The organism is Caldimonas hydrothermalis (assembly GCF_056746695.1).
On record NZ_JBWQXA010000008.1, the window covers coordinates 61,468 to 87,852 of the forward strand.

The following is a 26,385-nucleotide window of genomic DNA, read 5'->3' on the forward strand; positions in this document are numbered from 1 at the left end:
TGGAAGCCGCAAGTGCAAACCGGGCGGGCGCGGCGCGCTATCGCCTTGGCGACACCGTGCCCGCCCAGCGAAGCGCGAGCCGCACGACGATGGCGCACAGGGTCCCGGCGACGGCGCCGGCGGCATGGGCCCCCACAGCCACCGGAAAGGACCAGTCGGGCGAGACCTGGACGGCGCCTTTCCAGGGGGCCTCCAGGGCGAGCTTGGCGGTCAGGCCCAGGGCCAGGCCCCCTCCCAGCCCCCGCCAGCCCCCGCCGGGGCGTCCGAGCAGCATCACGGCCCCCACCGCGACGCCGGCGTGCAGCACGCCCGACAGGCCCAGGTAGCGATCGGGCTGGGCGGCCAGCCACAGCAGGGCATGGGTGAACGGCCAGGCCAGGGCCCAGGCCACCGCGGCCGAGACGGGCAGCCGGGCCTGCCAGCCCAGCAGGCCCAGCAGGGCGCTGCCGGCCAGGTTGGCGCCCAGATGGGCGGCCCCCAGGTGCACGAAGGCGGCCGTCCAGCAGCGCCAGACCTGGCCGGGGGCGCTGCGCAGCCAGGCAAGGCTCTCGTGGGCGGGGGCGCCGGCCAGGCCGGCCCCGGCGGCCAGCAGCGAGCCCAGGGCCGCCACGGCCGCCAGTGCGGCCCAAGCGGCGCCGGGGGCGCTCAGCCGCCGAAAACCTCGCGCCACAGGGTGCGCACCGCCTCGCGTGGCGCGGCGAACTGGTCGGACGGAAACTGCGTGGGCCGCTCGTCCAGGCGGGCGCGGTGCTGGGCCCGACGCAGTTCGCGGTAGGCATCGGCCGCCGCACGGCCCGTGCCGCTGGACAGCAGCCCGGCGCTTTCCGCGCGCTGCAGCAGCGCGATGTTGCCCACGTCGTCGTGCAGCTCGGGGTGGGTGGCGCCGTGGGCGAGCACCAGGCATTGCACCGCGAACTCGGCATCCATCATGCCGCCTTCGCTGTGCTTGACGTCGAAGAGTCCGGGCTTGACCGGATGGGCCTCGCGCACCTTGGCGCGCATCGTGCGGATCTCCTCGCGCACCGCGGCGGCATCGCGCGGGGCGGCGATCACCTCGCGGCGCACCTGCTCGAAGCGCGCACCGATGTCGGGCGCGCCGGCACAAAAGCGTGCCCGTGTGATGGCCTGGTGCTCCCAGGTCCAGGCGGTGTTGCTGCCGCGGCCCTTCTGGTAGGCCTCGAAAGAGGCCAGCGAGGTCACGAGCAGGCCGGAATTGCCGTTGGGGCGCAGCGCCGTGTCGATTTCGAAGAGCTCGCCGGCACTGGTGCGCAGCGTCAGCCAGGTGATGAGCTTGCGCGCGAAGGCGGCATAGGCCTCGGGGGCACGCTCGTCCTCGTCGTCGAAGAGGAAGACGAGGTCGAGGTCGCTGCCGTAGCCCAGCTCCTTGCCGCCGAGCTTGCCGTAGGCGATGACGGCAAAGCGCGGCTGCTCGGCATGGCGCTGGCGCAGGTGCGGCCAGGCCCAGCGCAGGGTGCATTCCACGGTGGCGTCGGCCAGGGCCGAGAGGTCGTCGGCCACCTGCTCGACGGTGATGTGGCCCTCGACGTCGCGCACCAGGGTGCGGAAGACCTCGGCATGGTGGGCGCGGCGCAGGGTGTCGAGCAGGGCCTCTTCGTCGGCCTGTCCCGAGCGCGTCCAGGCCTCGTGGCGTTGCTCCAGGTCGTGCACGAAGCCGGCCGGGTCGAAACGGGTGTAGATCAGGCGCGGGTCGGCCAGCTCGTCGATCACGCCGGGGTGGCGCATCAGGTAGCGCATCGGCCAGCGCGCCAGGCCCAGCAGACGCAGCAGGCGTTGCTGCACCTCGGGCCGCTCGACCAGCATCGCGATGTAGCTCTCCCGGCGCAACAGGGGTTCGAGCCAGTCGATGAAACGAACGGCCGCCTCGTCGGGGATCTCGCCTTGTTCGACGCAACGGGCCGAGCGCAGCACGAGCTTGGCCAGCCGCTGCTTGCTGTCCTCGCGCAAGGCCGTGATGCGCGGCTGGGCCACCCAGGGCTTGACGCGCTCGGCCAGGGCCGGCGGCAGCCGCTCGAGCAAGGCCTCGCTGTCCAGCGCCGGCAGGGTTTGGCCGCAGCCCTTGCAGCCCGTGGGCTTGGGAGACTGGCCATCGTGCAGCAAGGCATCGAACTCCAGCGCCACGAACTCGCGCACTTCGAGCAGCCGGTCCATCAGCTCGCAGGCATCGCGGCTGCACGCCAGTCCCAGGCTGCCGGCGATCCAGCGTAAATCCTCGTCGTTGGTGGGCAATTGGTGGGTCTGTTGGTCGTCGAGGTACTGGATGCGGTGCTCGACCTGACGCAGGAAGATGTAGGCCTGGGCGAGCCGCTGCGCCGTCGCAGGCTCCATCACGCCCACCTGAGCGAGTCGTTCCAGCGCGCGCAGCGTCGAGCGCGTGCGGATCTCGGGGTATTGCCCACCGCGCACCACCTGCAGCAGCTGCACGATGAACTCGATCTCGCGGATGCCGCCGCGTGAGAGCTTCACGTCGTTGGCGCGCTCGGGCCGGCCGGCAGCGCGGCGTGCGGCTTCCTCGCGCACCTTACGATGCAGGCCACGCAGCCCCTCGAAGACACCGTAGTCGAGGTAGCGGCGGAACACGAAGGGGATGACCACGTCGCGCAGCTGCAGCGCCCGGCCCGAGGCCACCGAGGCGCGCGGCGCCACCACGCGGCTCTTGAGCCAGGCAAAGCGCTCCCACTCGCGCCCCTGCACGAGGAAGTACTCCTCCAGCATCGCCAGGCTCACCACCGGCGGCCCGGAGTTGCCATTGGGCCGCAGGGCCAGGTCGACGCGAAAGACGAAGCCGTCCTCGGTGGTGTCGCCGATGAGCGTGTACAGGCTGCGTGCCACCTGCGAGAAATACTCGTGCGCCGAGATGCGGCCGCTGCCCTGGGCGTTGCCGGCGGTCGTGCCGGCCTCCTCGTAGACGTAGACCAGGTCGATGTCGGACGACACGTTGAGCTCGCGCCCGCCGAGCTTGCCCATGCCCACGACCCAGAAGTCGATGCGTTGCCCGGCCTCGTTCAGCGGGGCGCCGTGGCGTTCGTCCTGCTCGGCCAGGGCGGCAGCCAGCGCCCGGTCGAGCGTCACCTCCGCCAGGGCCGTCATCGCCAGGCCGATCTCGGGCATGGTCGCGGCGCCTTCGATGTCGAGCACGGCCAGGCGTTCCAGCGTGAGCTGGCGGGCCTGTCGCAGCGCAGCTCCGAGCGCCAGTCCGCGATCGAGCAGGGCGTCGATCAGGGTCTCGATGCGGGCCGGGTCGGGCAGGCCAGGAGGCAGCAGCGCCAGGATATCGCCATGACGACGGCGCACCCGTTGCACGAAGCGGGAGTGCTCAGCCCCCACCCGGGGGGCGGCGGCGGAGCTACCGCCAGTGACAACTTCGCTGAAACCCATGGCCCGTCCCGGGGTCTGACCTGATGCCTGTGCTAGATTGCGAGCGCACCTTCGCGCAGGGTGCCGATGGCCTGCGCGTTGCCGCGCGTGGTGCGGCGGCTGCCGTCATCGTTCCCATGAGTCCTGCTGTCTTGCTGCAATCCTGGCTCCAACGGCCCCATCGGGCCGCTGGGGGGGTTGTGCGCCTGGTGCGCTGGATGGCGGTCGCGGCCCTGGGCCTCATGCTGCTGGTGTGGCTGGTGGTGCACGCAGCGATTCTGCCGCGAATCGACGCCTGGCGTGCGCCGATCGAGCGCTCGGCCACCCAGGCTTTGGGGGTGCCGGTGCAGATCGGGCGCATCCGTGCGCAATCTCACGTCTGGACGCCGGTCTTCGAAATCGAGGAGTTGCGCCTGCTCGACACCCAGGGCCGCGAGGCCCTGCGCCTGCCGCGGCTGCGCGCCACCTGGTCGTGGGCCTCGCTGTGGCATTTCGAGCTGCGCCTGGGCCGCCTGGAGATCGAGGCCCCCCAGCTGGCCGTGCGCCGCGACCCCCAGGGCCGGCTGCATGTGGCCGGCCTGGACCTGGGCGAGACCACCGCCAGCGCCTCGGCCTCGCCCGGGGCCCTGGAGTGGTTCCTCTCGCTGCCGGAATTCCGGGTGCATGGCGGCCGGGTGCGCTGGATCGACGAGCAGCGCGCGCTGCCACCCCTGGAGCTCGGCGACGTGCAGGCCGTGATGCGCAACAGTGCGCCGGCGCTGCGCCGGCATGAGTTCCGGCTCGATGCCACACCGGTGGACGGCTGGGGCGAACGCCTGTCGCTGCGTGCCCGCTTCACGCAGCCGTTGCTGACCCGCTCGTCCGACCGCTCGCGCTGGAGCGGCCAGGCCTATGCCGAGCTGCCGCGGGTGGACCTGCAGGCCCTGCACCGCCACCTGCCGGCCGGAGTGCATCTGGAGCGCGGCTCAGGCGGCCTGCGGGCCTGGGCGGACATGACCGCGGGGCGCTGGACCGGCCTGACCCTGGACCTCGACCTGGCCGACCTGAGGGCCCGCTTCGAGGCGGCCGACGAGGCCCTGGACCTGGCCGCACTGCGGGGGCGTCTGATCTGGCGCGAGGAGGGTGCGCAGCAGGTCGTGGCCCTGCAGGGCCTGAGCGCGACCGCAGCTGCGCAGGCGAGCGAGGAGCAGGCCGCGCACTGGGCGGGGCTGCCGGCGGCCTTCGAATTGCGCTGGCGTGCTGCTGCCACGGCGGGTCTCACCGAGGAGGGGGCATTGCAGGTGCCGCGTGCCGATCTGGCCGCCCTGGCCGCCCTGGCCCGGCGCCTGCCGTTGCCCGCGTCGCTGCACGCCGGCCTGGCCGAGCTGCAACCGGCCGGCCGGGCCGAGCCCTTGTTGCTGCGATGGCAGGGGGATTGGCGCGCACCGCGGGCCTACCAGGCCAGCGGCCAGTTGCGCGGGCTGAGCCTGGCCGCGCAGGCGGATGGGCCGTCCGTGGGCCGCCCCGGGCTGCAAGGAGCCGATCTGGCCTTCCAGGCCAGCGAAGCCGGGGGATCGGCACGCCTGCACATCCGCGAGGGCGCCTTGGTCTTCCCCGGCGTCTTCGACGAGCCGCAGGTGCCGCTGAACGAGCTGCAGGCCGAACTGGCCTGGACCGTCACGCCCGGCGAGGACGGCCCCGCAGTGGCCGTGCAGGTGCGCGATGCGCGCTTTGCCAATGCCGACGCGCAGGGCGCGTTCAGCGGCCAGTGGCGCACCGGCGCAGCGCCCGGCGTGGGCCGCGGCGCGCGGCTGCCCGGTGTGCTCGACCTTCAGGGCCGGCTCGATCGTGCCGATGCCACCCGCATCTGGCGCTACCTGCCCCGCCAGTTGCCGGCCTCCGTGCGCGACTATGTGCGCCGCGCGGTGTTGGCCGGCCACGCCAGCGAAGTGGACTTCCGCGTCCAGGGGGATCTCTGGGACTTTCCCTATGCCCCCGGCCAGGAGGGCACCTTCCGCATCGCCTCGCGCATCGAGCAGGCCAGCTTGGCCTACGCACCGGGCGAGGAGGGGCGGCCCTCGCCGTGGCCGGCTTTCACCCATGTGCGCGGCGAGCTCGTGTTCGATCGACAGTCCATGCAGATCCGCAACGCCCGGGCCCGGCTCTTCGGGTTCGAGCTGCAGGGGGTGGACGGCGGCATCGAGGACCTGGCCCACCAGCCTGTGCTGCGTCTGAGCGGGGGCGGCACCGGGCCACTGGCCGATGCCTTGCGCTTCATCAACGACACCCCGGTGGGCGAATGGACCCAGCGTGCGCTGGCCCAGGCCAGCGGCAGCGGCAGCGCCGAACTGCGCCTGTCGGTGCAACTGCCGCTGGACGATCTGGATCGGGCCCGTGTGCAGGGCCGCGTGCGTCTGGACGGCAACGACCTGCGCCTGCGCCCCGACACCCCTTTGCTGGTGCGCACGCGCGGCGACGTGAGCTTCTCCGACGCGGGGTTCGCAGTGCATGGGGCCACCGCCCGGGTGCTGGGCGGCGAACTCCAGTTCGAAGGCGGCACGGCGCGCGACGGCAGCGTGCGCTTCGAAGGCCAGGGCACGGCCACCGCGGCCGGCCTGCGCGAGGTGCATGAGCTGGGCCTGCTGCCCTATCTGGCCGAACACCTGCAGGGCCAGACGGCCTACCGGCTCCAGTTCGGCCTGGTGCAGGGCTGGCCCGAGCTGAACCTGAGCAGCGACCTCATCGGCCTGGCCTCGAACCTGCCTGCCCCGCTGGACAAACCCGCCGCGCGGCCCTGGCCGCTGCGCGTGACGCTGGCCGTCGATCCCGACAGCCTGCTGCCGGGCCGCGCGCCGCGCGACCAGTTGCGCGTCCAGCTCGGCCAGTCGCTGTGGGTGCACTACCGGCGTGCGCTGGGCGACGAGGCGACGGGCCAGCCCACGCGGGTGCTGGCCGGCACCATCGGCCTGGGCGAGGCCCAGGCCCAGGCCCTGCCTGCCGGGGGGGTGCGCGCCCGGGTCGCCCTGCCCCAGCTCGACCTGGACCACTGGCGCGCCGTGGCCGAGAGCTTCGAAGCCGGCTTGGCCGCCCCTGGCGCCCCCGGGGCCGGCTACGCGCCCGACCGCATCGAGCTGCGCAGTGCAGCCGTGCGTGCGGCCGGCCGCCGCTTCACCGCGGTGCGCCTGAGCGGCGAACGCGCCGGCGAGGGCTGGCGCGGCCAGGTGCGCTCCGACCAGCTCGACGGGCGCATCGAATGGCAGCCCGGGGCGACGGGCGGCCAGCTCCAGGCCCGGCTGTCCCGCCTGAACTGGCCCGAGGCCGACCCGGGCGACGGGCCGGCCCCCGTGACGGCCGTCTCCGACCGTCCAGCGCCGGCCCTGGACATCGAGGTCGAGGACTTCCGCTGGGGCTCGCGCGCCCTCGGGCGCCTGGAGGTGCAGGCCGAGAGCCGGCGTACCGGCGAGTTCCGCGAGTGGCGGCTGCGGCGCCTGTCGCTGCACAACCCCGTGGCCCGCCTCGGGGCCAGCGGGGCCTGGCTGGCCGTGCGCGAAGGTGTCGGTGCGGCGACGGCCCGCACCGAGCTGGACTTCGAGCTCGACGTGGCCGACAGCGGCGCCCTGCTCGAGCAATGGGGCCAGGCGGGCGTGCTCAGCGGCGGCAAGGGCCGCGCGAGCGGGCGCATCGGCTGGCAGGGCCCGCCCTTGGCACCCGACCTGGCCAGCCTGGACGGGCAATTGCGCGTGGACGTCGAGCGTGGCCGCTTCCTGAAGGCCGACCCCGGCGCGGCGCGGCTGGTCAGCGTGCTCAGCCTGCAAGCCCTGCCGCGCCGGCTGATGCTCGACTTCCGCGATGTCTTCAGCGAAGGCTTCGTCTTCGACGACTTCGGCGGCGACATCCGCATCGAGCGTGGCGTGGCCCACACCGAGAACCTGCGCATGCGTAGCGTGGCCGCCGCCGTCCTGATGGAAGGCCGCGCCGACCTGCACCACGAGACCCAGGAGCTGCGCGTGGTCGTGGTGCCCGAGATCAACGCCGGTGGCGCCTCGCTGGTCTATGCCGCGATCAACCCGGCCGTCGGCCTGGGCTCCTTCCTGGCGCAGCTCTTCCTGCGCAAGCCCATGATCGAGGCCAACACACGCGAGTTCCGCATCACCGGCCCCTGGGGCGACCCGCAGGTGCAGGCCGTGCCCCGTCCCGGGGCCTCTTCGCCCTCGGCGCCGGCGGCCACGCGCGGCCCTGGCCCCGCGGCCGCCCCGGGGGGCTGAGCCCTGCCGCAAGAAAGGAGCGTCCATGCGCATCGCCGCCGTTCAGATGGTGTCCTCGACCCGTCCGGCCCACAACCTCGAGCGCGCCCGGGCCCTCATCGCCCAGGCCGCCGCGCAAGGGGCCGAACTCGTGGGCCTGCCCGAGAACTTCGCCTTCATGGGGCGGGCTGACGCTGACAAGCTGGCACTGGCCGAGCCCCCCGGGGACGGGCCGCTGCAGCAGGGGCTGGCGCAGGCCGCGCGCGAGCACCGCGTCTGGCTGATCGGCGGCAGCCTGCCGCTGCGCACCGAGGAGGCGCAGCGCGTCACCAACACCACGCTCGTCTTCGACCCGCAGGGCCGCTGCCGTGCGCGCTACGACAAGATCCACCTCTTTCGCTACGAGGAGCAGGGCCCGGAGGGCCCCCGGCTCTACGACGAGGGCGTCGTGCTGCGCGCGGGCAGCCAGCCCGTGGCGCTGGATGTGCAGCCGCGCCAGGGTGCCGCGCTGCGCCTGGGCCTGAGCATCTGCTATGACCTGCGCTTTCCCGAGCTGTACCGGGCGCTGATGCGCCCGCCGTGCGACCTGATTGCCGTGCCCTCGGCCTTCACCCACACCACCGGCCAGGCGCACTGGGAGGTGCTGTTGCGTGCGCGGGCCATCGAGAACCAGTGCTACGTGATGGCCCCAGCCCAGGGCGGGCGCCACGAGAACGGGCGCCGCACCCACGGCCACACGCTGATCGTCGACCCCTGGGGCGAGGTGCTGGCGCGTGTGGAGGACGGCGAGGGCGTGGCCTGGGCCGACATCGACACGACGCGCATGGCGCAGGTGCGGCAGCGCTTGCCGGCCCTGGCGCACCGCCAGCTGTGAGCCCCGGCGCCGGGGTCAGAAGAAGGGCGAATCGTCGGCCGGCGGGCGCCGGTGGGCGCTGCGCTCGCGCGGCCAGGCAGGGGGGCGGCGCGGGGGACGCACCGGCCGCGGCCGGCTCAGCCACACGCCCAGCAGCGGCAGCAGCGGCTGCAGCCAGGCCAGGCCCTCGCGCAGGCCCCGCATGAAGCCCACGGCCGCGCGCGTGACCGACACCGGCGCCTGGCCGACCCGGCGCGGGCCCGCCACCAGCACCAGCGCCGCTACCACGGCCCCGAGGGCCAGGGCCCCCGGGTTGGCCAGGATCCAGCGCAGGCTCTGGCTGCGCGGGAAGGCCGTGCTCAGGCGGGGATGGGCCGGCCAGTCGGCATCGCCGGGGCCGAGATCATGGTCGGGCGGCTCAGCCGCCCCGCGCGGCGCGGATGCCGGGCGCGGGGCCACCAGGGCGCGCAACTGTGCGCGCTGGCGCGCCATGCGCAGCAGCAACAGTTCGCGCTCGGCATCGCGGTGTTGCTGTTCGGCCGAGTGGTCCAAGGGCGAGGCGCTCATGGGTGGGAGGGAGGGGTCGAAGGCGCCGCATCGCCGGCCTGCGGTGCCGACGGGGCCTCGCCCTCGCGCAGGCGCCTGAGGGTCTCGAGATCGGCCGCCAGCTCGCGGCGCAGCAAAACGAAGGACTGCTCACCCTGCCTGAGCAGGCGCTGCACCTGGGCCAGGGCCCAGGCCAGGCCGAGGCACAGGGCCAGCGCCACCCCGGCGGCGGCCCCGACGCGCCAGGGCGTGTCCCAGCAGGCGATGATGACGAGTGCGCCGAGGAAGGTCACGGCCAGGCCGGCCAGCCAGACGGCCGCCAGCAGGCTCACGAGCAGCCGCGCCAGGCGCCGCTTCTCGTCCTGCCATTCGAGCTGGGCCAGGGCCACCCGGTCGGCAGCCACCTCGACGCCCAGAGCCACGCCGCGCTGCAGCCGTTCGACCAGCGCATCGATCTGGGGGGCGAACAGCCGCGCCAGCATGGGATGCCGCGGGCCGGCCCGTCAACGGCGGGCGATCAGCACGCCCACCAGCAGGCCGGCCAGGGCGGCGATGCCGGCCACTTTCCAGGGCTCTTCGTGGGCGTACTCGTCGGCCACCGCCGCGGTGTGGCGCACCCGGCGGCCGATGTCGTGCGTCACGTCGGCCACCGCCTCGCTGGCGCGGTGGAAGGAGTCCTGCAGCTTTTCCTTCAGTGCGCGCACCTCGGGCAGGTCGCGCACGGCGGGGTTGGACATCAGCTCGGCCAGGTCGGCCTTGAGGTCGGCCCATTCGCGCTCCAGCGTGGTGGCGCTGTCGTGCGCAGCCTGGCTCACCCCGCGGGCCGCACGGCGGGCGGCCTGCCCGGTGCGTTCGGCGGCGGCAGCGGCGGCTTCGGTGGGGGAATTGGCAGACATGTCGTTCTCCTGTGATCAATGAAGGGGGAGGAACCGGCCCATTCTAGGCAGGGCGGGCCACGCAACGCGCTGCATCGCAGCGCGTCATGGGGTCTTGTCTGGCGGGGCTGGCTCACGCAGCGCCTGCAGGGCCAGCGCCACGTGGTCGAACTCGTAGGACTTGTCGAAGAAATGCTCGGCCCCCAGGGCCGCACAGCGCAGCCGCACCGCCCGCGTGGCGGTGTTCGTCAGCACCAGCGTGAGCGGCCGCGGCTGCAGGCGCTGCAGGGCCTGGAGCACCCCGAAGCCGCTGCCCTCGCGCAATTGCAGATCCACCACCACGGCATCGAAGGCCTGCTCGCGCAGCGCGGCCAGGGCTCCCGCCTCGGTGTCGGCCTGGGCCGTGACCCGGAAGCCCTCGCAACTGTGCACCAGCTCAACCAGGCGCTCGCGGATCAGGGCCGAGTCCTCGATCACCAGCACCGCGCGCGGGGGTGCGGGCACGCGGGTGAGGGCGGCGGCGGACGGGCTGGCATTCATGATGGAACAAGCCTAGCGCGGCCGGCCTCGCACGTCTGTAGGCGCGGGCCTACGTGCACACCCCCGAGGCCTACTGGATCAGTCCGTTCTTGACCGCGTAGTACGTCAGGTCGGCGTTGCTCGACAACTGCAACTTGGCCAGCAGCCGCGCACGGTAGGTGCTCACCGTCTTGACGCTGATGAACAGCTCGTCGGCGATCTGCGTGACCGACATGCCCGAGGCGAGCTTGCACAGCACCTGGAACTCGCGTTCGGAGAGGTCCTGGTGGGCCGGCCCGGCGCCGGGCTGGTCCAGCCGCTCGGCCATCAGGTCGGCCACCACGGGGCTCAGGTACCGCCGGCCCTGCAGCACCACGCGGATGGCGCGCAGGATCTCCGCGCCGTCGGCGTCCTTCTTCAAATAGCCGTTGGCGCCGGCGCGCAGCAGGTTGATCGCATACTGCTCCTCAGGGAAGGCACTGACGATCAGCACCGGCACCTCGCCCAGGTGGTGGCGGATCAGGCGCAGCGTGTCCACGCCCGTGCGGTCGGGCAGCGAGATGTCCAGCAGCACGAGGTCCCAGGCGCCTTCACGCAGCAGGGCCAGGGTCTCGGCGCTGGTCGAGGCCTCCCCGCCGACGACCAGGTCGGGTTCGGCATCGATCAACTGGCGCAGGCCGGCCCGCACGATCTGGTGATCGTCGGCCAGCAAGATGCGTTTGCGTTCCATGCGAGGGTGCCAAGCCAGGGGGCGCCCAGTCTGGCACAGCACGGCGGGGTTCGCCAAGTCGGACTCGGGCATGCGCACCTCCGGGAAGAAAACGAGGGGCTGCACCATGCAGCCCCTCCAAACACCACGGACATGAGCGGGGGGAGGAGGAGGGATCCGTGGCGACACGGCCACCGCTGGTGGGACCAGCCGTAACCGATGGGCTCATGGTAGAAACGCGGCGTGACGGCCCGTGTCATCCCTCCACCCCGCCGGCCTGTCGGAATCCGCTGACATCGATGAGGCCCTCACCCGTTCCTTCGTCCTGGTCGCTGCGCAGCCTGTGGCGCGAGGCCCTGCGCCGGCTGCGTCAGGCTCACGAGGAGGTGCAGGCCGCCGCCGCGCGCTCCGGCCAGGTGCCCGCCCGGCTGCTGCGCCGCCTGGCCGTGCTCAAGCTGGCGCTGCCGCTGGCCCTGGCCCTGGGGGCGGGCATGCTGTGGGTGACCGAACGCGGTTACGAGCGTCTGGAGCGCACCTACGCCGAGCTCAAGGGCTCGCGGGTGTTCTCGGCCAACCTCAACAGCCTGTCCTTCCTGGCGGCCCGCGCCGATGCCACGCAGGCCGAGTACCTGCTCACGCGCACGTCCGAGAGCCTGTCGCGCCACCGCTCCACGCTGCAGCAGATCGGCGCGATGCACCAGCCCCTGCTCGAAGGCGGTGCGCTGCGCGCCGACCCGGACGATCTCGCAGTGACGCTGCGCTACATCGACGGCGAACGCGAGGAACTGGCGCGGCTCGACGCCCTGGGACCGGCCGCCCCGGCCGCGCAGGTCGAGGCGGCGCTGCGGCCCAACCCCGTGCCCGACGGCAGCCTGCGTGAAGCCATCGGCCGCATGGTTGCGCGCGAGCGCGCCCTGCTCGAGCGCGCCGAGGCCGAGGCGGCCACCGAGCTGCAGCGCCAGCGCTGGGTCTCGTTGGCCACGCTGGCGGCCGGCTTGATGCTGCTCGTGCTGCTCTTCCAGGCCTATCGCAGCGAGTTCGAGGAGGAGCAGCGCATGGCCCAGCGCCTGCAAGACGAGCGCGACCGGCTGGAACGCGCCGTGCGCCTGCGCACACGCGAGCTGTCGGAGCTGGCCACCCACCTGCAGGAGGTGGCCGAGCAGGAGAAGGCCCGGCTGGCCCGCGAGCTGCACGACGAGCTCGGGGCGCTGCTGACGGCCAGCAAGATGGACGTCTCGATGCTCCTGCGCCGCGGTTTGCAGCCGCCGCAAGGCGCGATCGAGGCCTTGCAGCGTGTGCAGGCCAACCTCGAGCAGGGCGTGCAGCTCAAGCGCCGCGTGATCGAGGGGCTGATGCCCTCCACGCTCAGCCACCTGGGCCTGGTCGCCGCGCTCGACGCCCTGGCCGACGAGGTGCAGGCCCAGTCGGGCCTGCGCATCGAGCGCGACCTGCCCGAGGCCCTGGACCTCGACCGCGAGCGCAGCATTGCCGTCTTCCGTCTGGTCCAGGAGGCCCTCACCAACGTGCAGAAGCACGCCCGTGCCTCCCGGGTCGACCTGGTGCTCGAAACGCGCGACGACCGCCTGCTGCTGCGCCTGCGTGATGACGGCGTGGGGCTGGACCCGGCCCAGACGCGCAAGCTCAAGAGCCATGGCCTGCGCGGCATGAAGCACCGGGTCGATGCCTTTGGCGGGCGCTTCGAGATCGGGCCTGCTGCAGGCGGCGGCACGGTGCTGACGGTGGAGATCCCGCTGACCGACCCGCCGGATGCCGCGGACGAGCCGGACCTGTGAACGCCCCCTGCGCGCGCCGCGCGCCGCGTCCAGGGGGTGGGCTGGCTACCGCCGGCCGAACATCATTTGCCGCGCCAGCAGCGACTTGGCCGGCGACAGCCGCTGCAGCGCCGCCAGCGCGAGTGCGCGGGCCGTGCCCAGACCGGGCAGGCTCCAGGTGAAGCTGCGTGCGAGAAAGTCGGTGACGGCGATGGTGCCCCAGCGGTCGCTCGCGCGGGCCCATGCCACACGGCGCAGCGCCGCGTCCACATCGCTTTCGTGACGGCGCAGCCGCTGCACCAGCTCGAAGGCATCGCGCAGGCCCAGATTCAGACCCTGGCCGGCCACCGGATGCAGCGTCTGGGCGGCGTTGCCGATGCGCACCGTGCGGCCTTCGACCAGGCTGCGCTCGGCATTGAGCCCCAGCGCGAAGGCCTTGAGCGGGCTGATCGCCACCACGCGCCCGGTGTCGGGATGCAGCACATGGTTGAGCACGGCGATGCGTTGCGCATCGTCGAGCGGCTGCACCGGATCGTCGTCGCGCGGCACGCACCACACCAGCGCGGCCTCCTCGCCCCCGCGCGGCAACAGCGCCACCGGGCCGTGGGCGGTGAAGCGCTCGTAGGCCGTGCCGGCCGGCAGGCCGCGCACCGTGACCTGGCCCACCCAGGCCGTCTGGGCATAGTCGTGGCTCAGCGCCTTGCGGGCCTGGTCGGCGAAGACCCCCCCTTCGGCCACCACCGCCAGGTCAAAGCGCTCGGCAATGTCGGCGTCCAGCTCGACCGCGCCGCCCAGGTTCTTCAGCGAGCGCACCGGCGTGCCCAGCCGCAGGGCCAGGCGCTGCGGCTGGGCAGCACAGGCCTGCTGCCAGGCCTGCTGCAGCGGGGCCACGAGGCTGCCGTAGCGCAGCACGGCGCCCAACAGGGGCACCCCTTCCTCGAGGGCGTCGATCACCACCTCGGGCTGGCGCGGCGCCAGCAGCAGCGGTTGCTGCTGCGACACATGCACGCGCCGGATCGGCTCGACGGCAGCGGCCGGCCAGACCTTCAGGCGCTGCAGCAATTGCACGCTGCCCAGCGACAGCGCCAGGGTGCGCGGATCGGCCGCCACGTCATGCCCGGGCGGCCGGGCGTCGAAGACGGTGATGCGGGCGCGGGGCAGTTCGCGCGCGGCCAGCAGGGCCAGCGCCAGGCCGCAGGGCCCGGCGCCGACCACGGCGAGGTGCAGGTCGGCAGACATGGTGTGAGCAGCGGTGCGGCAAGGCAAAGGGCCCCGCCTGGTGCGTCGATGATAGGGCGGCCGCGTCGATATCATCGCCGCAACCCCATCTCGCCGACCCGGCCTTGCCCATGGCCCGACTGCCCCGCCTCGTTCTGCCCGGCCTGCCCCACCACGTGATCCTGCGTGCGCACGCCGGACAGCCGGTATTCGGCGACGAGGCCGACCACCGCGCCTACCTCGAGGCTCTGCGTGACGCGGCACGCACGCATGGGGTGGCCGTGCATGCCTATGTGCTGGTGCCCCGCGAGGTGCAGCTCCTGGTGGTGCCCGAGCGGCCCGAGGGCCTGTCGCGCATGATGCAGTCCATCGGGCGCCGCCACGGGGCCTGGTTCAACCGCCGCCATGCGCGCCGCGGCAGCCTGTGGGATGGACGCTACCGGGTCACGATCGTCGAGCCCGAAACCGGCTTCATCGACCTGTGCCTGTACATCGAGGCCCTGCCGGTGCGCCTGGGCCTGTGTGCCCGGCCGCACGACTGGGCCTGGTCCAGCCTGCCCCACCACCTGGGGCGGCTGCGAGACCCGCTGCTGAGCGAACACGCCGAGATCTGGCGGCTGGGCAACACCCCTTTCGACCGCGAGGCGGCCTATGCGCGGCGCACCGAGGAGGGGCTCGACACGCGCCGCATCCAGGCCCTGGAGGCGGCCTGCGGGCGCGGCTGGGGGCTGGGCAGCCCCGGCTTCCTCGCCCGCCTGGCCGAGGCCTCGAACCGTCCCGTGCAGCCGCGCCCGCGGGGACGCCCCCGCAAGTCGCCCGCGCCTTAAGTATGTCCCCATTTAATTGCGCACCGAATTGGTGAACCATTTAATTAGAGTCTGACCCCATTTAATTGCGCTTGAAGTCCCCGGGTGGCTGCAGTACTCTCGCGGAATCCCTAACGATGACCCGGAGTGCGCCATGCCACAGGCCGCCCATGGGGGAGCCACCCCCGAAGAAATCCGTGCCCTGGCCGAACAGGGCCTGTACGACCCCCGGAACGAACGAGATGCCTGCGGCGTGGGCTTCGTGGCCCACATCAAGGGCCAGAAGGCCCACAGCATTGTTGAGCAGGGGCTGAAGATCCTCGAGAACCTCGACCACCGGGGTGCGGTGGGGGCCGACAAGCTGATGGGCGATGGTGCGGGCATCCTGATCCAGATCCCCGACGAGTTCTACCGTGCCGAGATGGCTCGGCAGGGCGTCGAGCTGCCGCCGCCGGGCGAGTACGGCGTGGGCATGATCTTCCTGCCCAAGGAGCATGCCTCGCGGCTGGCCTGCGAGCAGGAACTCGAGCGCGCCGTCAAGGCCGAGGGCCAGGTGCTGCTGGGCTGGCGCGACGTGCCGGTGGACAAGGACATGCCCATGTCGCCGGCCGTGCGCGAGAAGGAGCCGGTGATCCGTCAGATCTTCATCGGCCGCGGCCCGGACATCATCGTGCCCGATGCCCTGGAGCGCAAGCTCTACGTCATCCGCAAGACGGCCTCCAGTGCGATCCAGCGCCTCAAGCTCACCCACTCGCGCGAGTACTACGTGCCCAGCATGAGCTGCCGCACGGTGATCTACAAGGGCCTGCTGTTGGCCGATCAGGTCGGCACCTACTACAAGGACCTGCAGGACCCGCGTGTGGTCTCGGCCCTGGCCCTGGTGCACCAGCGCTTCTCGACCAACACCTTCCCCGAGTGGCCACTGGCCCACCCCTACCGCATGGTGGCGCACAACGGCGAGATCAACACCGTCAAGGGCAACTTCAACTGGATGCGTGCGCGCGAGGGCGTGATGAAGTCGCCCGTGCTCGGCGACGACCTGCCCAAGCTCTACCCGATCAGTTTCGAGGGCCAGTCCGACACGGCCACCTTCGACAACGCGCTGGAGCTGCTCACCATGGCCGGCTACCCGCTGGCCCATGCGGCGATGATGATGATCCCGGAGGCCTGGGAGCAGCACACGCTGATGGACGAACGCCGCCGCGCCTTCTATGAATACCACGCCGCGATGCTCGAGCCCTGGGACGGCCCGGCCGCGATGGTCTTCACCGACGGCCGCCAAATCGGCGCCACGCTCGACCGCAACGGCCTGCGCCCGGCGCGCTACATCGTCACCGACGACGACCTGGTGGTGATGGCCTCGGAGAGCGGCGTGCTGCCCATCCCCGAGAACAAGATCGTCAAGAAGTGGCGCCTGCAGCCGGGCAAGATGTTCTTGATCGACTTCGAGCAGGGCCGCATCGTCGATGACGAGGAGCTGAAGAACCTCTACGCCTCGGCCAAGCCCTACCGCCAGTGGATCGAGAACGTGCGCATCAAGCTCGATTCGATCGACGTGGTGGGCGAGCCGCCGACGTTCACCGAATCGCTGCTCGACCGCCAGCAGGCCTTCGGCTACACCCAGGAAGACCTCAAGTTCCTGATGAGCCCGATGGCCCAGTCCGGCGAGGAGGGCATCGGCTCGATGGGCAACGACTCGCCCCTGGCCGTGCTGTCGGACAAGAACAAGCCGCTCTATAACTACTTCAAGCAGCTCTTCGCCCAGGTCACGAACCCGCCGATCGACCCGATCCGCGAGGCCATCGTGATGTCGCTGGTGTCCTTCATCGGCCCCAAGCCCAACCTCCTGGACATCAACGCGGTCAACCCGCCGATGCGCCTGGAGGTCTCGCAGCCCATCCTCGACTTCGACGACATGGCGCGCCTGCGCCAGATCGAGCGCCACACCGGCGGCAAGTTCAGGAGCTACGAGCTCAACATCACCTACCCGCTCCAGTGGGGGCGTGAAGGTGTGGAGGCCAAGCTCGCCTCACTGTGCGCCGAGGCCGTGGACGCCATCCGCACCGGCCACAACATCCTCATCATCACCGACCGCTACATGAGCCGCGGCCAGGTGGCGATCCCCGCGCTGTTGGCGCTGTCGGCCGTGCACCACCACCTGGTGCGCGAAGGCCTGCGCACCACGGCCGGCCTGGTCGTCGAGACCGGCTCGGCCCGCGAGGTGCACCACTTTGCCGTGCTGGCTGGCTACGGCGCCGAGGCCGTGCACCCCTACCTGGCCATGGAGACGCTGGCGGCCATGCATGCCGAGCTGCCCGGCGAGCTGTCGGCCGAGAAGGCCATCCACAACTACGTCAAGGCGATCGGCAAGGGCCTGTCGAAGATCATGTCCAAGATGGGCGTGTCCACCTACATGTCCTACTGCGGCGCCCAGCTCTTCGAGGCCATCGGCCTGAGGAAGGAGATGGTCGACAAGTACTTCCGCGGCACGGCCTCGCAGGTGGGTGGCATCGGTGTGTTCGAGGTGGCCGAAGAAGCCATCCGCATGCACATGGCAGCCTTCGGCGACGACCCGGTGCTGCGCGACATGCTCGACGCCGGCGGCGAATATGCCTGGCGTGCGCGGGGCGAGGAGCACATGTGGACGCCGGATGCCATCGCCAAGCTGCAGCACAGCACGCGCGCCGGCCGCTTCGACACCTACAAGGAATACGCCCAGATCATCAACGACCAGTCGCGTCGCCACATGACGCTGCGCGGCCTGTTCGAGTTCAAGCTCGACCCGAGCAAGGCCATCCCCATCGAGGAGGTCGAGCCCGCGTCCGAGATCGTCAAGCGCTTTGCCACCGGCGCGATGTCCCTGGGCTCCATCTCCACCGAGGCCCACACCACGCTGGCCATTGCGATGAACCGCATCGGCGGCAAGTCCAACACCGGCGAAGGCGGTGAGGACCCGGCGCGCTACCGCAACGAGCTCAAGGGCATCCCCATCCAGCAGGGCACCAAGGTGTCCGATGTCGTGGGCGCCAAAGTCATCGAGGCCGACTACGAACTCCAGGCCGGCGACTCCTTGCGCTCGAAGATCAAGCAGGTGGCCTCGGGCCGCTTCGGCGTGACCACCGAGTACCTGGTGAGCGCCGACCAGATCCAGATCAAGATGGCCCAGGGCGCCAAGCCCGGCGAGGGCGGCCAGTTGCCCGGCGGCAAGGTGTCCGAGTACATCGGCTTCCTGCGCTACTCGGTGCCTGGCGTGGGCCTCATCAGTCCGCCGCCGCACCACGACATCTACTCGATCGAGGACCTGGCGCAGCTCATCCACGACCTCAAGAACGTCAACCCGCGGGCCGACGTGTCGGTGAAGCTGGTGTCGGAAGTGGGCGTGGGCACCATCGCCGCCGGTGTGGCCAAGGCCAAGGCCGACCACGTCGTGATCGCCGGCCATGACGGCGGCACGGGCGCCTCGCCCTGGTCGTCGATCAAGCACGCCGGCACGCCGTGGGAGCTGGGCCTGGCCGAGACGCAGCAGACCCTGGTGCTCAACCGCCTGCGCGGGCGCATCCGCGTGCAGGCCGACGGCCAGATGAAGACCGGCCGCGACGTGGTGATCGGCGCGCTGCTGGGGGCCGACGAGTTCGGCTTCGCCACCGCACCGCTGGTGGTCGAGGGCTGCATCATGATGCGCAAGTGCCACCTGAACACCTGCCCGGTGGGCGTGGCCACGCAGGACCCGGTGCTGCGCCGCAAGTTCCAGGGCAAGCCTGAGCATGTGGTGAACTACTTCTTCTTCGTGGCCGAGGAAGCGCGCTCGATCATGGCCCAACTGGGCATCCGCAGGTTCGACGACCTGATCGGCCGCTCCGACCTGCTGGATATGCGTCGCGGCATCGAGCACTGGAAGGCCGGCGGCCTGGATTTCAGCCGCATCTTCCACCAGCCGCAAGTGCCCCAGGACGTGGCACGCCACCACGTCGAATCCCAGGAGCATGGGCTGGAGCGCGCGCTGGACGTGCGCCTGATCGAGCGTTCGCGGCCCGCACTGGACAAAGGCGAGAAGGTGCAGTTCATCGAGACCGCGCGCAATGTCAACCGCACCGTGGGGGCGATGCTCTCGGGCGAGCTGATCCGCCGCCACCCCGAGGGTCTGCCCGACGACACCATCCACATCCAGATGGAGGGCACCGGCGGCCAGAGCTTCGGCGCCTTCCTGGCCAAGGGCATCACGCTGTACCTGATCGGCGATGCCAACGACTACACCGGCAAAGGCTTGTCCGGCGGCCGCGTGGTGGTGCGACCCAGCATCGACTTCCGTGGAGATGCCACGCGCAACATCATCGTCGGCAACACGGTGCTTTACGGCGCCACCAGCGGCGAGGCCTTCTTCCGCGGCGTGGCCGGTGAGCGCTTTGCTGTGCGACTGTCCGGCGCCACGGCGGTGGTCGAGGGCACGGGCGACCACGGCTGCGAGTACATGACCGGCGGCACCGTGGTCGTGCTGGGCAAGACGGGCCGCAACTTCGCCGCGGGCATGAGCGGCGGCATCGCCTACGTCTACGACGAGGACGGCCAGTTCGCCAAGCGCTGCAACACCGCGATGGTGGGCCTGGAGAAGGTGCTGCCCGCGGCCGAGCAGCGCGCCAGCGTCGACCCGGCGATCTGGCACAAGGGCCAGACCGACGAGGAGCTGCTGCGCAAGCTCGTGCAGGACCACAACCGCTGGACCGGCTCGCAGCGCGCGCGCGACATCCTCGACCACTGGGAGGAGGCCCGCGCGAAGTTCGTCAAGGTCTTCCCGCACGAGTACAAGCGCGCCCTGGGCGAGCTGCACGCCCGCGTCGAGGCGGCGCAGACCATCGAGCGGGCCAAAGCCGCCGACAAGCCCAAGTCCACCAAGGCCAAGGCCTGAGCCGCACGTCAGGAGTTCAACACATGGGAAAAGTCACTGGCTTCCTCGAGTACGAGCGCCTCGAAGAGGGCTATGAGCCGGTCGAGAAGCGTCTGAAGACCTGGAAGGAGTTCGTCATCGGCCTCAAGGAGGACGAGGCCAAGATCCAGGGTGCGCGCTGCATGGACTGCGGCACGCCGTTCTGCAACAACGGCTGCCCCATCCACAACATCATCCCGGACTTCAACGACCTGGTCTACCGCGGCCAATGGCGCCAGGCCATCGAGGTGCTGCACTCGACCAACAACTTCCCCGAGTTCACCGGCCGCGTCTGCCCGGCTCCCTGCGAGGCGGCCTGCACGCTCAACGTGAACGACGACCCGGTGGGCATCAAGTCCATCGAACACGCCATCATCGACCGTGCCTGGGCCGAAGGCTGGGTGGTGCCGCAGCCGCCGAAACACCGCACCGGCAAGAAGGTTGCCATCGTGGGTTCCGGCCCGGCCGGCCTGGCCGCGGCCCAGCAGTTGGCGCGTGCCGGCCATGACGTGACCGTGTTCGAGAAAAACGACCGCATCGGCGGCCTGCTGCGCTATGGCATCCCCGACTTCAAGATGGAGAAGTCGCACATCGATCGCCGCATCGAGCAGATGAAGGCCGAGGGCGTGAGCTTCCGCCCCGGCGTGCTGGTGGGCCGGATGCCCGAGGGCTCCAAGGTCACCAACTGGGCCAAGGAAACCCTCAGCGCCGAGCAACTGTGCAAGGACTTCGACGCCGTGCTGCTGGCCGGCGGGGCCGAACAGTCGCGCGACCTGCCGGTGCCGGGCCGCGACCTCGACGGCATCCACTTCGCGATGGAATTCCTGCCCCAGCAGAACAAGGTGGTGGCTGGCGACAAGCTCAAGAACCAGATCTCCGCCGCGGGCAAGCATGTCATCGTGATCGGCGGCGGCGACACCGGCTCCGACTGCGTGGGCACCTCCAACCGCCACGGCGCCAAGAGCGTGACCCAGTTCGAGCTGCTGCCCATGCCGCCTGAGCACGAGGACAAGCCGCTGACCTGGCCCTACTGGCCCTACAAGCTGCGCACCTCCTCCAGCCATGAGGAGGGTTGTGTGCGCGAGTTTGCGATCGCCACCAAGGAGTTCCTCGGCGAGAAGGGGCGCGTCACCGGCGTGAAGACCGTGCGCGTCGAGTGGAAGGACGGCAAGATGACCGAGGTGCCGGGCACCGAGCAGGTGCTCAAGGCCGACCTGGTGCTGCTGGCCATGGGCTTTGTCAGCCCGGTGGGTTCCGTCCTCGAGGCCTTCGGTGTGGACAAGGACGCCCGCGGCAATGCCAAGGCCAGCACCGACTTCATCGGCGGCTACCGCACCAACGTCGACAAGGTCTTTGCCGCCGGCGACATGCGCCGCGGCCAGTCGCTGGTGGTCTGGGCCATCCGCGAAGGCCGCCAGGCCGCCCGCGCGGTGGACGAGTACCTGATGGGCACGAGCGACCTGCCGCGCTGAAACCCGTGCACCGCCCTTCGCGGTGCTGACAGGCCCTGGCCGCCACGGCCACCGTCGAGGGGGCTGTGGTGTCTGGGGGCGCGAGCAGGACTCGACCGGCGCCTGGGTGTTGCGCCGGCGCGACACTTTCCCCGGACCTTCGGGGACGGGGGCCCGTGCTGCAGCCGGACCGCTCCCGTGTTTTCCCCTATCATCGGCGGGCCGGTGACTCATCCCCACCGGCTTTTTTGTCCGGCATGCTGAATCACACCCTCGCCTCCGAGACGCCCCCGCCGCCGCTGGTCGAACTGCGCGGGGTGAGCTTCGGCTATGACGAGCGCATGATCCTGGAGGACGTGAGCCTCGTGGTGCCGCGCGGCAAGGTGGTGGCCCTGATGGGCACTTCCGGCGGCGGCAAGACCACGGTGCTGCGCCTCATCGGGGGGCAGGTCAAGCCGAGAGCGGGCCAGGTGCTCTTCGACGGCGTGGACGTCGCGGCGATGGATCGCGATGCGCTGTACGCCATCCGCCGGCGCATGGGCATGCTGTTCCAGTTCGGCGCCTTGTTCACCGACCTCTCGGTCTTCGACAACGTGGCCTTCCCATTGCGCGAGCACACGCAGCTGAGCGAGGAGATGATCCGCGACCTCGTGCTGATGAAGCTCGATGCGGTGGGCCTGCGGGGCGCGCGCGACCTGATGCCCTCCCAGGTCTCGGGCGGTATGGCGCGGCGCGTGGCGCTGGCACGCGCGATCGCACTCGACCCGGACCTCATCATGTACGACGAGCCCTTTGCCGGGCTCGACCCGATCTCGATGGGCGTGGCCGCGCGCCTGATCCGCCAGCTCAACCAGGCCCTGGGCGTGACCAGCCTGGTGGTCTCGCACGACGTGGATGAGACCTTCCTGATCGCCGACCACGTGGTGTTCCTGGCCAATGGGCGCATTGCCGCCCAGGGCACGCCGGCGCAGATGCGTTCGACCGATGACCCGCTGGTGCGCCAGTTCGTGGGTGCCGAAGGTGATGGCCCCGTGCGTTTCCACTATCCGGCCTGCGACGTGGCCGAGGATTACCGGCTGCCCGGGGGGCGCGCATGATCGGCTGGTTGCATCCGCAGCGGGTGGGCCGCGCCGTGCGGGGCTTCCTGGCCGAGCTGGGCCGCGCGGCACGCCTGCTGATCCATCTGTTCGCATTGGGCGGCAAGGCTTTTGCGCGGCCGCGCCTGGTCGTGGACCAGATCCACTTCCTGGGCAATTACTCGCTGGCCATCATTGCGGTGTCGGGCCTGTTCGTGGGCTTCGTGTTGGGGCTGCAGGGCTATTACATCTTGCAGCGCTACGGGTCATCCGAGGCGCTGGGCCTGATGGTGGCGCTGTCGTTGGTGCGCGAACTCGGGCCGGTGGTCACGGCCTTGCTGTTCGCCGGCCGTGCCGGCACCTCGCTGACGGCCGAGATCGGCCTGATGAAGGCCGGCGAGCAGCTCGCGGCGATGGAGATGATGGCCGTCGATCCGGTGCAGCGCGTGCTGGCGCCGCGCTTTTGGGCCGGCATCCTCGCGATGCCCCTGTTGGCGGCGGTGTTCAGCACGGTGGGCATCATCGGGGGCTGGATCGTCGGCGTCGTGATGATCGGTGTGGACGGCGGAGCCTTCTGGTCGCAGATGCAGGCCGGCGTGGACGTGTGGTCTGACGTCGGCAACGGCCTGATCAAGAGTTTCGTGTTCGGCGTGACGGTGAGCTTCATCGCCCTGTGGCAGGGTTTCGAGGCCAAGCCCACGCCCGAGGGGGTCTCGAGGGCCACCACGCGCACGGTGGTGGTGGCTTCGCTGTTCGTCCTGGGCCTGGACTTCATGCTCACCGCCTGGATGTTCTCGATCTGATGAGCCGCGGGCGGCGGCGCCGGCGGCAGGAGTGGTGTGATGCCTCAGTCTCGACATGATGTGTGGGTGGGCCTGTTCGTGCTGCTGGGCGGCGCGGCCCTGCTATTCCTGGCGCTGCAGGCGGGCAATCTGCTGTCGCTGTCCTTCGAGGAGACCTATCGCGTGCAGGCCCGCTTCGACAACATCGGCGGGCTCAAGCCGCGTTCGGCGGTGCGCAGTGCCGGCGTGGTGGTCGGCCGGGTCGAGTCGATCACCTTCGACGACCAGACCTATCAGGCCCGCGTCACGCTCAGCCTGGAAAAGCGCTTCGCCTTTCCGAAGGACAGCTCGGCCAAGATCCTGACGGCCGGGCTGCTGGGTGAGCAGTACATCGGGCTGGAGCCGGGGGCCGAAGAGCAGGTGCTGGCCGAAGGCGACACGATCACCCAGACCCAATCGGCGGTGGTGCTCGAGAACCTCATCAGCCAATTCCTGTTCAACCGTGCGGCCGAGGCCGGCGACGGCGCCGGCGGTTCGCGCCCCTGAGCACTGCGCGCAAGGAGACGTCCATGCACCGCCGGCCGTGTCGCCTGATCCTGCTCGTCGCCAGCCTCGGCCTGGCCGCCGGCTGTGCGACGACCCACCCGAACGACCCCCTCGAGCCGCTCAACCGCAAGGTTTTTGCTTTCAATGATGCGGTGGACCGCGCGGTGCTCGAACCCACCGCCCGGGCCTACCGCGACGTGGTGCCCGGCCCGGTGCGCAAGGGGGTGAGCAACTTCTTCGGCAACATCGGCGACCTGTGGTCGGCAGTCAACAGCTTCTTGCAGCTCAAGATCGAGAACGGCTTGCACAGCACGCTGCGGGTGGGCCTCAACACCTTCTTCGGCTTTGGCGGAGTGCTGGACATCGCCAGCGAGGCCGGGCTGCGCGCCGAGCCGGAAGACTTCGGCCAGACCCTGGGCCGCTGGGGGCTGGGCCCCGGGCCCTACCTGGTGCTGCCCTTCCTGGGGCCGTCGACGCTGCGCGACACCGCGGCGCTGCCGCTGGACATGCAGGCCACCGCGACCGGCCATCTCACCCAGGACGCCGCGACGGCCTACGGCCTGACCGGGTTGCGCATCGTCGACACGCGTGCGCGCCTGCTGGGCGCGACCCGTATGCTGGACGACGTGGCGCTGGACAAATACCTCTTCACCCGCGATGCCTGGCTGCAGCGCCGCCGCAACCTGGTCTACGATGGCAACCCGCCGTCCGAGGACGAGGACGATTGGGACGCCGAGGCTGCCGCCCCACCGGCGCCGGCGGCCTCGGCCCCGTGAGCGAAGGGGCGACAATGGTAAGGAATTGCTTCCAGTCCGTCGCCGGGTGACGTTTGTTCACAATCGAGCCGGATCGGCGAACCCTGCGGGCCCCTGCGGGTCATAACCAGGTCCGGTGCCCCGCCGCACCACAACAAGGAAGGGAATTCACTGCATGAATCGACGCCACTTCGCCACCCTGGGCCTGGCCTGGGCCGCCTGGATGGCCGCGCCGCTCGCCCAGGCCGCTGCCCAGGCCCCCGATGTGTTCATCCGCGAGCTGTCCAACGACATCCTGGAGACGGCGAAAAAGGACGCTTCGCTGCAAAACGGCGATTTGAACAAGGTCATCGCCCTGGTGGACAGCAAGATCCTGCCCCACACGAACTTCCGGCGCATGACGGCCTCGGCCGTCGGCCGCTATTGGCGTCAGGCCACGCCGGCGCAGCAGCAGCGCCTGCAAGAGGAATTCAAGCTCTTGTTGGTGCGAACCTATGCCGGTGCGCTCAGCCAGGTGAAGGACCTGTCGGTGCACCTGCTGCCGATGCGCGCGCGACCCGAGGATACCGAGGTCATCGTGCGCACGCAGGTGCGCGGTGCGGGTGAGCCGATCCAGATGGACTACCGCCTCGAGAAGGCCGGCGACGGCTGGAAGATCTACGACGTCAATGTGCTGGGCATCTGGCTGGTGGAGAACTACCGCTCCACCTTCGCCCAAGAGATCAGCAAGGGCGGCATCGACGGCCTGATCAACAGCCTGGCCGAGCGCAACAAGGTGGCGGCGGCTGCCCGCGGCTGAGGACGGCACGATGCTGCTGCTGCCGGCCACGCTGACGGTTGCCGAGGCCCGCGACACTGTGCGCATGCTGCGCCAGGGCCTGAGGGCTCAGGAGGGCGAGACCCTGGTGGTCGATGCCGGCGCGCTCAAGCGCTTCGATTCCTCGGCCCTGGCCGTGCTGATCGAATGCCACCGTCTGGCCCGGGCCTGGGGCAAGCGCTTCGAGGTGCGCCACCTGCCGCCCAAGCTGCGCGCCCTGGCCGGCCTGTACGGTGTGGCCGCTTTGCTGCCCGACGGCGCGCCGCCGGGTGTTCAGTCCGAGGTCGCGTAGCGCTTGGCGCGCAGGTTGCGCTTGATCTCCTGCAGCATCGGGCGCAGTTGCTCGCCCAGGCGCAGGGCCACGCCGGTGGTGAGGATGTCGATCACGGTGAGGTGCAGCAGCCGCGACACCATCGGGCTGTAGCGGTCGTAGTCCTCGGGGTGATCCACCGCCAGCAGGATCTGGGCATGGTGGGTCAGTGGCGAGCCGCTGGCGGTGATGACGATGGTGGTGGCCCCCTTCTTGCGCGCGATCTCCGCGGCATCGAGCAGGTCGCGGCTGCGACCGGAGTTGGAGATGATCACCGCGCAGTCGCCCGGTTGCAGCATCGTGGCGCTCATCACCTGCACGTGGCCGTCGCTGTAGGCCACGGCGTTCACCCCCAGCCGGAAGAACTTGTGCTGGGCGTCCTGGGCCACGATGCCCGAGTTGCCCACGCCATAGAACTCGATGCGCCGAGCGCTCTTGCCGGCAGCCGTCAGGGCCTCGATGGCGCGCTCGAAGGCATGGCTGGCCGCGTCGTTGCGGAACTTCAGCAGGGCCGACACCGCGTTGTCGATCACCTTGACGATGAGGTCGGAGGGCTTGTCGTCCTCGTCCACCGCACGGTGCACGAAGGGCACGCCTTCGTTGACCGTGCCAGCGAGCTTGAGCTTGAAGTCGGCCAGGCCGTCGTAGCCCACGCTGCGACAAAAGCGCACGACGGTGGGCTTGCTCACATGGGCCCGCTCGGCGAGTTCGGCCACCGGCAGGCTGGCAAAGCTGCGCGGGTCGGCCAGCACCAGTTTGGCCACGCGCTGCTCGGCCGGGGGCAGGGCGGGGATCGAGGCTTTGATGCGATCGAGCATGGGGCGGGCTCCT

The 26,385-nt window shown here is 70.8% G+C and carries 21 protein-coding genes; 12 read left to right on the top strand and 9 right to left on the bottom strand.

Translation table 11 applies throughout. The features are described from left to right. Positions 1 to 37: 37 nt before the first annotated feature. Together rrtA and glnE are read right to left on the bottom strand one after the other, a co-directional pair. On the bottom strand, positions 38 to 670 hold the full coding sequence (rrtA, locus tag AC1ECW_RS11325; RefSeq protein ID WP_481201862.1) for a rhombosortase: 633 nt from the start codon (positions 668 to 670) through the stop codon (positions 38 to 40). Then, positions 646 to 3,396: a bifunctional [glutamate--ammonia ligase]-adenylyl-L-tyrosine phosphorylase/[glutamate--ammonia-ligase] adenylyltransferase gene (gene glnE / locus AC1ECW_RS11330; RefSeq protein ID WP_481201863.1), complete on the bottom strand. Its 2,751-nt coding sequence runs from the start codon at positions 3,394 to 3,396 to the stop codon at positions 646 to 648. The genes rrtA and glnE overlap by 25 nt, the downstream gene beginning before the upstream one ends. Positions 3,397 to 3,512: 116 nt before the next feature. Here glnE and AC1ECW_RS11335 point away from each other — a divergent pair, with 116 nt between their 5' ends. Together AC1ECW_RS11335 and AC1ECW_RS11340 are read left to right on the top strand one after the other, a co-directional pair. Continuing rightward, positions 3,513 to 7,619, top strand: a complete 4,107-nt coding sequence (locus tag AC1ECW_RS11335) for a YhdP family protein (RefSeq protein WP_409706494.1) — start codon at positions 3,513 to 3,515, stop codon at positions 7,617 to 7,619. Between the two features lie 25 nt (positions 7,620 to 7,644). Then, positions 7,645 to 8,472 (top strand): carbon-nitrogen hydrolase family protein, encoded by an 828-nt coding sequence (locus AC1ECW_RS11340; protein WP_481201864.1) that lies wholly within the window; start codon positions 7,645 to 7,647, stop codon positions 8,470 to 8,472. A gap of 15 nt (positions 8,473 to 8,487) precedes the next feature. On the opposite strand, the gene AC1ECW_RS11345 is transcribed toward AC1ECW_RS11340, so the two are convergent. The 5 genes from AC1ECW_RS11345 to AC1ECW_RS11365 all read right to left on the bottom strand — a co-directional run bounded on the left by AC1ECW_RS11345 (position 8,488) and on the right by AC1ECW_RS11365 (position 11,121). Continuing rightward, on the bottom strand, positions 8,488 to 9,018 hold the full coding sequence (locus tag AC1ECW_RS11345) for a hypothetical protein (protein WP_409706488.1): 531 nt from the start codon (positions 9,016 to 9,018) through the stop codon (positions 8,488 to 8,490). Next, positions 9,015 to 9,479 (bottom strand): phage holin family protein, encoded by a 465-nt coding sequence (locus AC1ECW_RS11350; RefSeq protein ID WP_409706485.1) that lies wholly within the window; start codon positions 9,477 to 9,479, stop codon positions 9,015 to 9,017. Before AC1ECW_RS11350 ends, AC1ECW_RS11345 begins: the two co-directional genes overlap by 4 nt. A gap of 21 nt (positions 9,480 to 9,500) precedes the next feature. Beyond that, positions 9,501 to 9,893, bottom strand: coding sequence for an ElaB/YgaM/YqjD family protein (locus AC1ECW_RS11355; RefSeq protein WP_409706482.1), 393 nt, complete (start codon positions 9,891 to 9,893; stop codon positions 9,501 to 9,503). Positions 9,894 to 9,977: 84 nt separating this feature from the next. After that, the gene (locus AC1ECW_RS11360) at positions 9,978 to 10,412 is read right to left on the bottom strand and encodes a response regulator (protein WP_409706479.1); all 435 of its coding nucleotides are present in this window, start codon (positions 10,410 to 10,412) and stop codon (positions 9,978 to 9,980) included. Between the two features lie 70 nt (positions 10,413 to 10,482). After that, the gene (locus tag AC1ECW_RS11365) at positions 10,483 to 11,121 is read right to left on the bottom strand and encodes a response regulator (protein ID WP_409706500.1); all 639 of its coding nucleotides are present in this window, start codon (positions 11,119 to 11,121) and stop codon (positions 10,483 to 10,485) included. Between the two features lie 278 nt (positions 11,122 to 11,399). Between AC1ECW_RS11365 and AC1ECW_RS11370 the strand changes: the two genes are divergently transcribed. Then, positions 11,400 to 12,893: a sensor histidine kinase gene (locus AC1ECW_RS11370; protein WP_409706476.1), complete on the top strand. Its 1,494-nt coding sequence runs from the start codon at positions 11,400 to 11,402 to the stop codon at positions 12,891 to 12,893. 45 nt (positions 12,894 to 12,938) lie between these two features. Here the strand turns inward: AC1ECW_RS11370 and AC1ECW_RS11375 are convergent, their stop codons facing one another. Continuing rightward, entirely contained in the window at positions 12,939 to 14,111 is a 1,173-nt protein-coding gene (locus tag AC1ECW_RS11375) for an FAD-dependent monooxygenase (protein ID WP_481201865.1), read from the bottom strand. A gap of 110 nt (positions 14,112 to 14,221) precedes the next feature. On the opposite strand from AC1ECW_RS11375, the gene AC1ECW_RS11380 reads away from it, so the two are divergent. The 9 genes from AC1ECW_RS11380 (at position 14,222) to AC1ECW_RS11420 (ending at position 25,536) form a co-directional block, all read left to right on the top strand. Beyond that, entirely contained in the window at positions 14,222 to 14,917 is a 696-nt protein-coding gene (locus tag AC1ECW_RS11380; protein WP_409709912.1) for a transposase, read from the top strand. 133 nt (positions 14,918 to 15,050) lie between these two features. Next, a complete protein-coding gene (locus AC1ECW_RS11385) occupies positions 15,051 to 19,799 on the top strand; it encodes a glutamate synthase-related protein (protein WP_481201866.1) in 4,749 nt (1,582 codons plus the stop codon). Positions 19,800 to 19,822: 23 nt separating this feature from the next. Beyond that, the gene (locus AC1ECW_RS11390; protein WP_409703052.1) at positions 19,823 to 21,289 is read left to right on the top strand and encodes a glutamate synthase subunit beta; all 1,467 of its coding nucleotides are present in this window, start codon (positions 19,823 to 19,825) and stop codon (positions 21,287 to 21,289) included. Between the two features lie 236 nt (positions 21,290 to 21,525). After that, positions 21,526 to 22,365, top strand: a complete 840-nt coding sequence (locus tag AC1ECW_RS11395; RefSeq protein ID WP_409703050.1) for an ABC transporter ATP-binding protein — start codon at positions 21,526 to 21,528, stop codon at positions 22,363 to 22,365. Beyond that, entirely contained in the window at positions 22,362 to 23,147 is a 786-nt protein-coding gene (gene mlaE, locus AC1ECW_RS11400; RefSeq protein ID WP_481201867.1) for a lipid asymmetry maintenance ABC transporter permease subunit MlaE, read from the top strand. The genes AC1ECW_RS11395 and mlaE overlap by 4 nt, the downstream gene beginning before the upstream one ends. A gap of 39 nt (positions 23,148 to 23,186) precedes the next feature. Beyond that, a complete protein-coding gene (gene mlaD, locus AC1ECW_RS11405) occupies positions 23,187 to 23,672 on the top strand; it encodes an outer membrane lipid asymmetry maintenance protein MlaD (protein WP_409703046.1) in 486 nt (161 codons plus the stop codon). A 23-nt stretch (positions 23,673 to 23,695) separates the two neighbouring features. Further along, entirely contained in the window at positions 23,696 to 24,448 is a 753-nt protein-coding gene (locus AC1ECW_RS11410; protein ID WP_409703044.1) for an MlaA family lipoprotein, read from the top strand. Positions 24,449 to 24,602: 154 nt separating this feature from the next. Further along, on the top strand, positions 24,603 to 25,226 hold the full coding sequence (locus tag AC1ECW_RS11415) for an MlaC/ttg2D family ABC transporter substrate-binding protein (RefSeq protein WP_409703042.1): 624 nt from the start codon (positions 24,603 to 24,605) through the stop codon (positions 25,224 to 25,226). A gap of 10 nt (positions 25,227 to 25,236) precedes the next feature. Continuing rightward, positions 25,237 to 25,536, top strand: a complete 300-nt coding sequence (locus AC1ECW_RS11420; RefSeq protein ID WP_481201868.1) for an STAS domain-containing protein — start codon at positions 25,237 to 25,239, stop codon at positions 25,534 to 25,536. Here AC1ECW_RS11420 and AC1ECW_RS11425 read toward each other — a convergent pair. Next, complete coding sequence (locus tag AC1ECW_RS11425; RefSeq protein WP_409703038.1) at positions 25,518 to 26,372, bottom strand: MurR/RpiR family transcriptional regulator; 855 nt, start codon at positions 26,370 to 26,372, stop codon at positions 25,518 to 25,520. The genes AC1ECW_RS11420 and AC1ECW_RS11425 overlap by 19 nt on opposite strands. Positions 26,373 to 26,385: the final 13 nt, after the last annotated feature.